Genomic DNA, 8,104 nt, shown 5'->3' with positions numbered 1-8,104 from the left:
GCTGAGTTTGGCTTGATAGCGGTAGCAGGTTTCACTAATGCCAAATGCTTTACAAGCCAAACGAATACTAATGGCATGCTGGGCAACTGCCTGTTGTGCCATCTTACGCCGGCAAGATGGCTTTACCCTTGCGCAGCAGTGCTGCTCATTGCCATCGCTTCCTGGATGATTTCGGCCTTTAATCGCTCTTCCGCATACATCTTTTTAAGTCTGGTATTTTCGGCTTCTAGCTCTTTCAGTCGAGCCATTAATGATGTATCCATACCACCATATTTGGCACGCCATTTATAAAAGGTAGCATTACTCATGCCGTGTTCACGGCAAAGGGTAGCTACAGGTGTGCCAGACTCCGCCTGTTTTAAAATGGATATGATCTGGCTGTCAGTAAATTTAGATGTTTTCATGCAGAATCTCCTGCTCGTATCTTAAGAGAAAATTCTACTTTTAGATCCTTTTATTTTTAGGGGGGATTACCCACCAGATAATAAGATTTCTTAAATTTTCTCTGATAACACTTTAACCAATGACTTTAATTCTTCTTTTAGTTTATTTAAATTTTCAAGTTGAATACTTTGAGTCAGCTCTTTAGGAATCATTTCTGCGGCAGCTCGTAGCTCTCGACCCTTTTCTTTTAATGAAATAAGGACTCTTCTTTCATCATTAGGATCACGTGATCGATTAATAAGTTCAGACTTTTCCATTCTTTTTAGTAAGGGCGTTAGTGTCCCACTATCCAAGTGTAAAATTTGTCCAAGATCACCCACACTTACACATTCTTTTTCCCATAAAACCAACATCACTAAATATTGAGGATAAGTGAGTCCGAGAGGTGTAAGAAAAGGGCGATAAGCTTTTACGATTAAATTAGATGCAGCATAAATAGGAAAACATAGTTGCTCATCTAGGCAAAGCTGATTCTTGGACATAGCTTTTTATTTGGTATAGACAGTGGTCGATACCTGTATATTACCTCGAATAGCGTTGGAATAAGGACATACTTGATGCGTTTGTTCCACGATCTTCTCTGCATCAGCTTGTGAAATACCTGAAAGAGTGACATCTAAGTGTACTGTTAAGGAAAATCCACCATTGCCATTAGCAACCATGCCAACAGTACTCAGGACTTCTACATCGTTATCACGGATTTTATGTTCTTTATTGCTACGAGTTACATGGATCACGGCATTTCCAAAGCATGCAGCATAGCCAGCTGCAAATAATTGCTCAGGATTCGTTGCATCACCTCGACCACCTAATTCTTTTGGCAAAGCTAATTTTAGTTCTAAGATACCATCTTCACTACGAATATTCCCTGAACGTCCACCGATTGCTTTAACTTGGGTAGAATAAAGATTACTCATTTTAATTACCTTTAAATAATATATTGTGTGCAATATAATTGTATAAAATTTAATTTATGTCAAATTTTTTTATATGCGATTTAACATAATGGCGGTTATACGAAGTCGACTTGTAATGCAATTTGCATTACAGTACTCCTAGTACATTAAATAACTGGGAGATATGATGGCTACTGTTAACTTCAGGGTCGATGAAGCCCTTAAAGAAAAATCCTATTCCATCCTTAAAGAACAAGGTATTGCACCTACAGATTTCTTTACTAGTATTCTTGAGTATGTTGCTACGACTGGGAAACTACCTGTCAAAAAAGCTTTGCTTTCAGAAGAAGATGAAGAATTGTTAGCTCTTGTCCGTAAGCGCATTAATGACCCTAAAGAGATGTTTGAGGAAGTCACATTAGATGACTTATAAGCTTTTACGTCACAAGGACTTTACAGCAGAATGGGAAAAACTCCCTGTTGCTATACGGGATCAATTTAAGAAGAAACTAGCCAAAGTCATAGAGCAGCCACATATTCCAAAGAATATGCTGAGAGGCGATCTTGCAGGTTGCTATAAAATTAAATTATTAAAAGCTGGTGTCAGACTTGTCTATCAAGTTAAAGATGATCAGGTAGTTATCTTGCTCATCACAGTCGGGAAACGAGCTGATAGCATAGTTTATGACGAAGCTAAAAAGCGCATTAAAGACTAAAAATGGGAGCTTATAGCTCCCATTTTTTGACTTCGTATAACGCGTATTATGTTAATTTTAGAATAAATTAAGAATTATCCAATTGAAATTAAAAAAAATATATATTTATAATTAAATGAACATCCAAGTTAAGAACTAAAATGATAAGAGACGATTTAAAAAAATATCCTAAAGCAATATGGATACATTTTTATAAAAACCGTATAAGTTTGATGGCAGAGAATGGCACAGTCAAAGCAACTGAAATTCCTAAATCACCTTATGATCACCCAAGAATGATTTTGGCAGATTTTGAAAGCGCTACAACAACTGATGTGTGCTGAAAAAACAGGAGGATTACCGCATTGAAATGGAAGTAACGACAATAGCCATTGCGGGAGAATCGGTTCGAATTCTATTGTGGCATTAATGTTGCTCGGGTAGTGATATTTTAGTTCATCTATGAACTTAGTTGCATCATATGGGGGCGTTATAAAAACAGAATTAAAATAAATTTTAAGTACATAAAGCATGAGTATTATCAAAATTAGAGAAAAACCAATAAATATCATTTTCGGCGATTATTTGCTCAAAAAATCAAAGTTCTTCATAATTTCTACATATTTTATAAAATTGGTATAGATATTGTATTTATCTAGGCGGTTTTAATCCAACCTAGAGGAAATGATGATGGCACAGCCACAAGTGAACTTACAAAAATCAATTTTAAATACTCCCTTGACTCGACGCTCTATTTTGATTGGGGGAATGACCTTGCCTGCGGTATCCATGCTTACTGGCTGTGGTGGTGGCGGAGGTGGTGGTGGGGTTGAGTCGGATGTGGTGATACCGATTGCACCGTTTGACCCAGATACAACACCGCAAATTCCAGATCAAGGCGAAAAGACTGAGCCCGAACAAGGTACTGAGCCGATCATTAGTCCAGATGCGGTGAAGATGAATGTGGGGATCTATAACTTTGAATATAATTCTTTTGAGCAATTACGTGCACGTCGCAAAGTAAGTAAAGGTACAGCAGGTTCAGTTTTGGTGACCAATAAAGATGGTACTGAAACGGCTTGGGAAAGTATCGTAGATTATGTCAAACGCTCGGTCGATCATCGTTTTGTATTGTTGTACCGAGGGATGTTGACTGCTTTTGCTGAGCGCCCACCACAAGACTATGATGTCACCTTTTTTACTGCTCCAGAATTTTATTGGAATGTGCCTTGGACTGATTTTTTGAATACGGATGAAGTCTTGGTAGTTGCAGATTTATTTTTAGAACTCGTCACACAGAAAGTCCGTAGTTTGATTGCTAAGTTTCCTGAATGTGATTATGGAAAACTGGTACTTCTCCCAGGAACTATCGCAGTGTTAAAGCCATCAGTGAATATTTTTAACAAAGATGGCAGTGATGCCAGCACCGATCAAAATCCAATATTAGAAGCAACGAACCATTTGGTATGTGTGCATAATCTGTCTTTAAATGATGAGCATCAGCGCCCTGCATATATGGTTTGGCCAAAACGCACTGTGTCTTGGATTGACTTCATTGGTGATAGAAGATGTGATCGAGGGGATGAACTTGGTAATAATGCCAGTAATCCTGATCTGGAGAACTATGCACATGTTTGTACTTTAAATGGAGAGGAAAAGCTGGTGGTAAAAATCCAGCGAGTTTCGTCTGATAAAGTTCAAGCTTTTGATGATTATGGTCGTCAATTATTGGATACCACATTTAATAATGAACTGATTGAAGGCTTACCATTTGGGATAAATATTTGTTTGGACTACGCAGTTGCCAGTACAACTACAGATAAGTATCGCATGGCACAGCTAAAAAATACCGAGTTTAAATTGGATTTTGTAATTGCTGCTGGTATTGGTCTAGATGCAGAAAACTATCAGGATGCTTCAACGGTACAGTACGCCATTCATAATGATGGTATTCAAGGAAGTAATCAAAATCCATATCAAGTCAAATATGAGTATTTTAGTAATGTTTCGCAAATTTTTTATGATAAGCGAATAGGGGCACCATACCTTCTGTCATTACCTGCACTTGGAACGACCGCTGATGGCTCAAGACAATCTACAACGATGATTTCAGTTGATAACAGCACAGATTTTACTTATCCAGAACGTTATTCAGGGATGCCATCAATTACTGATGAGATTAATCCAGCCAATGTTCGGGTTTGGAGTTTGCCTGTTGATGTGACTGACACCTTGAAGACGCAAGAAACGGTCACTGCAATGAAGTCTGAAAACTGTGAAGCGGCTGTTGCATAAATTTGCTTGATTCGTTTTGGGAATTTATAAGATGCGTGGTTGAACTCAGTTTTTGATCTCAACCACAGTGGGGTAACACCGTTTCAGTTATTGTTCTGGTGGTTATTCTAGTCGCTGTGGTCAAAGTATATTTTGTAAATTATCTAAATAGTTTTGACGAAGTGAAAGTTTGCACTGCGATCGTGTGATTGAGCTGGATTTAGTCAATTTTGATGTATTCATTAAATCATTGCACATCATTCTTTCATAATTTTCATATTTAGATTGAATGCTTTTTTTATTTATGTGAGGTTTTTTATTATCTAATATTTTATTTATTTTATTATTAATATCTTCCAATTCTTTTTGCGTACAATCTACTGTAAGGTTGAATCCTTGTTTGTGGTCTGATATGCACCTTTCATATGCTTTTGAATATCCTTCTGATTGATTGTTTTTCGGAGGGTTTTGGCTGTCTATAATACTGCTTTTAGTAGTCGTGTACTTTGTGTTGTGTGATATGCCACTATCGCTTGCCTTTGCACAACTTAATGATAATAAAGCAAATAATAAGGTGGTAAGTATTGTATTGTTCATGCGTTGATCCTCGATTGTATACAGCTAAAGCTGTAGTTAAGCTCAATAAGCATCAGTTACTATATGTTTTAGATAAAGACTTGTAAAATAAAAGTGTGAATTAATTTTCCTGATAATGGTTGATTAAAATTTGACGACACAATAATTAATTTTTAATTTTTTATTTATTTTTAAGTTTTTTGATGTAGTATTTATTTTAAGTTATTTTTTTGTTTAGGTGAGGGTTGTGAAATGGCGGGTCTATCAATTTGGCATATTTTATTGTTCTTGATTATTGTTGTTTTGCTTTTTGGTACATCGAAGCTCAAAGGGCTGGGTCGTGACCTAGGTGGTGCGGTTAAGGATTTTAAAGATTCAGTAAAAAATGAAGATCAAGATCAAAAACTACTTGCCGAAGATACTTCGGTGATTGATGTGTCTAGTCATACCGTTCGAGATGCGTCACATACGCAAAAGTAATTTTCATCATTTGGCATAAAGGTGGTTTAACCAATGTTAGATATGGGATTTAGTGAAATCTTACTGTTTGGTATTGTCGCTATTGTGGTGCTTGGTCCTGACAAGTTACCACAAGCAATGCGTACAGTAGGGCGATGGTATGGAAAAGCTCGACGCTTAATGCATAGCGTGCAGCACGATATTGAGAAGGAGCTCAATCTGCTCGAGATGAAAGAACAAGTTCAGCGTGAACTTGATCAAATCCGTGCAGTAGAACGAGATATGCAACAGCAGTTGGTTGAAATGAGAAAGAGTGCTGAAGATATTGCGAGTACAAAAGCGCAACAAGGGCAAAGTAATCCAGCTGCTCAACAACCTGCACAAAGTATAGGAGAGTAGATGATGGCTTCTTCACAAACTCAACAAAGTGATCAGCCGTTGCAGTCTATGCCATTGATGTCGCATGTGATTGAACTGCGTAAATACTTGATGCGGATATTGATTGCGGTTTTTGCCGCATTCTTTAGCATGATTCCATTTGCCAATGACTTGTATGAAGTGCTTTCAAAGCCTTTGCGTTTACAGCTTCCTGCAGATGCGACCATGATTGCCACGGATATTACCACGACATTTATGGCACCATTTAAGCTCAGCTTTTTTATCGCAGTAATCGTGGTGATGCCATACATTCTGTACCAGATTTGGCTTTTCATCACGCCAGCTTTGTATAAGCAAGAAAAACGTATTGCAGTACCATTGCTCGTATCAAGTATTGTATTATTTTATGTTGGTATCTCGTTTGCGTACTTTATAACTTTACCTGCAGTGTTGGCATTTTTCTTACATGCAGCACCCGAGGCAGTTGCACCAATGACTGATATTAATAGCTATCTGAGTTTTTGCTTGAAATTATTTTTGGTCTTTGGGGTAACTTTTGAAGTGCCTGTAGCGACATTATTATTGATTTTGGTGAACTTAGTTTCCGTGGAAACACTGACTCGAAATCGACGTTATGTGATTGTTGGCTGTTTCTTTGTTTCGATGTTTATTACGCCACCAGACGCTCTTAGTATGGTAATGTTGGCGATTCCGATGTGGCTACTTTTTGAGATTGGGTTGATGTTTGGGCGTTTTATCGAAAAGTCCAAAACGCCACAAACTGCTTAATTGTAAGTCAAAGTATGAGTGGTAGAACTAGTAAGCTAGTTGTGCCATTCATGGCTGAATTTCTATTGTTTAGGCTCTGTATAAAGTTTTGCATGATGATTTTAAAGTACAGGAAGTACTTGGCAAAACAAAAATTCTAAAACTAAGCCAATCAGAAAAATAATAGGTTCTGCGACTAAATGTGTCGTTCAAAAAACTATTTTAATCTGGTAATAAGTCTTTGGGGCTAATTTGAACCGTACCGGGTTTGTCGGAGACTCAGTATTCTGAGAGAATGTTCCGATGACCAAATTAAAATATACCCCTGAAATCAGAGAAAGAGCGGTTCAATTATTGATTGAATCTGAAAAAGACTATCCATCTAATTGGGCTGCGATCACAGCTATTGCGCCTAAGATTGGTTGTACTCCTGAAACACTTCGTGCTTGGCATCAAAAGCATTTAGATGAGCAAAATCCTATCAAAGTACAACAGATCTCTGATCAAGAAAAAATGAAGCAAATGGAACGTGAAATCAAAGAATTAAAGCGTGCCAATGAAATTCTGCGTAAAGCAGCCGCTTTTTTCGCCCAGGCGGAGCTCGACCGCCCACACAAATAATGGTGGATTTCATCCATAACAATAAGGCGTTATATGGTGTTGAGGCGATTTGTAGGATTTTACCGATCTCAGCTTCTACCTATTATCGAACACTAGATATTGCTGAAAACCCAGAACATCGAGCAAAGCGAGATCTACATGATTTGCATCATGCTGAACAAATTAAACGAATTTGGAAAGAAAGTTCAGGTCGATATGGTGTACGTAAAGTTTGGCAACAACTGAAACGTGAAGGTTATGTTATTGCACGCTGTACAGTGGTTCGCTTGATGAAGAAGCTAGGTATACAGGGTGTTTGGCGTGGGAAGAATAAATACACCACCCGTAGCCGAGATGATCAAAAAAGAGCGGATGATTTAGTGAAACGTAATTTTACTGCTGATTATCCAAACCAACTATGGGTCGGTGACTTCACGTATATTCAAACTCATTCAGGCTGGGTCTATACCGCCTTTATTATTGATGTGTTCTCACGAGCGATTGTTGGATGGAAAGTATCAACACGTATGAATACAGACATGGTGCTCGATGCACTAGAGCAAGCATTGCATGACCGAGGTATGCCTAAGAATGTGATTCATCATTCAGATAGAGGTGTTCAATATCTTTCAATTCGCTATACCAATCGTTTAGAAGCAGCAAATTTACGAGCATCAGTCGGTACGACCGGTGATTCATACGATAACGCTTTGGCTGAAACAGTGAATGGGTTATACAAAACAGAGGTGATTGAATATTTAAAAGCAGACTGGCAAGGTTTAGCGGATGTACAACTTGCGACATTAAATTGGGTAGATTGGTTCAACAAAAAGCGTGTACACAGCGCATTGGGTTATGTATCGCCTTTTGAGTTTGAAGCAATGTACTATGGTAATCCTCCCATAAATAACCGAAGTTAAAAGTAGAGGTTAAGCAGCCATTAGAGGTGGCTTTCCTTTGTTAGCTTGATGTGGTCTTTCATGGTTGTAATGCCACAACCAGTTTGTTGCATAA

Annotated in this window: 11 protein-coding genes, 1 pseudogene and 1 other annotated feature; of the genes and pseudogenes, 8 read left to right on the top strand and 4 right to left on the bottom strand. The window is 37.9% G+C overall.

The features are described 5' to 3' along the window. The 3 genes and pseudogenes from FTT84_RS15955 to FTT84_RS15945 form a co-directional block, all read right to left on the bottom strand. Positions 1 to 404 (bottom strand): annotated as a pseudogene (locus tag FTT84_RS15955) (transposase); the annotation flags it as partial. 90 nt (positions 405 to 494) lie between these two features. Further along, complete coding sequence (locus FTT84_RS15950) at positions 495 to 926, bottom strand: MarR family winged helix-turn-helix transcriptional regulator (RefSeq protein ID WP_005108698.1); 432 nt, start codon at positions 924 to 926, stop codon at positions 495 to 497. A gap of 6 nt (positions 927 to 932) precedes the next feature. After that, entirely contained in the window at positions 933 to 1,361 is a 429-nt protein-coding gene (locus FTT84_RS15945) for an organic hydroperoxide resistance protein (protein ID WP_005108699.1), read from the bottom strand. A 166-nt stretch (positions 1,362 to 1,527) separates the two neighbouring features. On the opposite strand from FTT84_RS15945, the gene FTT84_RS15940 reads away from it, so the two are divergent. From FTT84_RS15940 to FTT84_RS15925, 4 genes are all read left to right on the top strand, one after another. Continuing rightward, positions 1,528 to 1,773, top strand: a complete 246-nt coding sequence (locus tag FTT84_RS15940; RefSeq protein ID WP_000246756.1) for a type II toxin-antitoxin system RelB/DinJ family antitoxin — start codon at positions 1,528 to 1,530, stop codon at positions 1,771 to 1,773. Next, positions 1,763 to 2,056 carry a type II toxin-antitoxin system RelE/ParE family toxin gene (locus FTT84_RS15935; RefSeq protein WP_000221358.1) on the top strand — a complete coding sequence of 98 codons (294 nt, stop codon included), beginning with the start codon at positions 1,763 to 1,765 and terminating at the stop codon, positions 2,054 to 2,056. Before FTT84_RS15940 ends, FTT84_RS15935 begins: the two co-directional genes overlap by 11 nt. A gap of 140 nt (positions 2,057 to 2,196) precedes the next feature. Continuing rightward, on the top strand, positions 2,197 to 2,379 hold the full coding sequence (locus FTT84_RS15930) for a hypothetical protein (protein ID WP_249312399.1): 183 nt from the start codon (positions 2,197 to 2,199) through the stop codon (positions 2,377 to 2,379). Between the two features lie 343 nt (positions 2,380 to 2,722). Beyond that, the gene (locus FTT84_RS15925; protein WP_180081821.1) at positions 2,723 to 4,330 is read left to right on the top strand and encodes a hypothetical protein; all 1,608 of its coding nucleotides are present in this window, start codon (positions 2,723 to 2,725) and stop codon (positions 4,328 to 4,330) included. Positions 4,331 to 4,450: 120 nt separating this feature from the next. Here FTT84_RS15925 and FTT84_RS15920 read toward each other — a convergent pair whose 3' ends face one another. After that, the gene (locus tag FTT84_RS15920; protein WP_005137838.1) at positions 4,451 to 4,906 is read right to left on the bottom strand and encodes a hypothetical protein; all 456 of its coding nucleotides are present in this window, start codon (positions 4,904 to 4,906) and stop codon (positions 4,451 to 4,453) included. A 231-nt stretch (positions 4,907 to 5,137) separates the two neighbouring features. Between FTT84_RS15920 and tatA the strand changes: the two genes are divergently transcribed. The 4 genes from tatA to FTT84_RS15900 all read left to right on the top strand — a co-directional run bounded on the left by tatA (position 5,138) and on the right by FTT84_RS15900 (position 8,010). Next, entirely contained in the window at positions 5,138 to 5,365 is a 228-nt protein-coding gene (gene tatA / locus FTT84_RS15915) for a Sec-independent protein translocase subunit TatA (RefSeq protein ID WP_002123495.1), read from the top strand. Between the two features lie 33 nt (positions 5,366 to 5,398). Next, complete coding sequence (gene tatB / locus FTT84_RS15910) at positions 5,399 to 5,743, top strand: Sec-independent protein translocase protein TatB (RefSeq protein ID WP_002123497.1); 345 nt, start codon at positions 5,399 to 5,401, stop codon at positions 5,741 to 5,743. Then, positions 5,744 to 6,511, top strand: coding sequence for a twin-arginine translocase subunit TatC (gene tatC, locus FTT84_RS15905; RefSeq protein ID WP_002123494.1), 768 nt, complete (start codon positions 5,744 to 5,746; stop codon positions 6,509 to 6,511). 282 nt (positions 6,512 to 6,793) lie between these two features. After that, a protein-coding gene (locus FTT84_RS15900) for an IS3-like element ISAba34 family transposase (RefSeq protein ID WP_180081819.1) occupies positions 6,794 to 8,010 on the top strand; the annotation gives its coding sequence in 2 pieces (ribosomal slippage) (positions 6,794 to 7,070 and positions 7,070 to 8,010; 1,218 coding nt in all). Next, positions 7,069 to 7,185 (top strand) — a sequence feature (AL1L pseudoknot). (Overlaps the previous gene by 117 nt.) Positions 8,011 to 8,104 lie beyond the last annotated feature (94 nt).

The organism is Acinetobacter sp. YH01019 (assembly GCF_013420285.1).
GTDB lineage: Bacteria > Pseudomonadota > Gammaproteobacteria > Pseudomonadales > Moraxellaceae > Acinetobacter > Acinetobacter gandensis.
The sequence above is the reverse complement of the archived record's forward strand: the minus strand, read 5'-3'. Positions and strand labels throughout refer to the sequence as shown.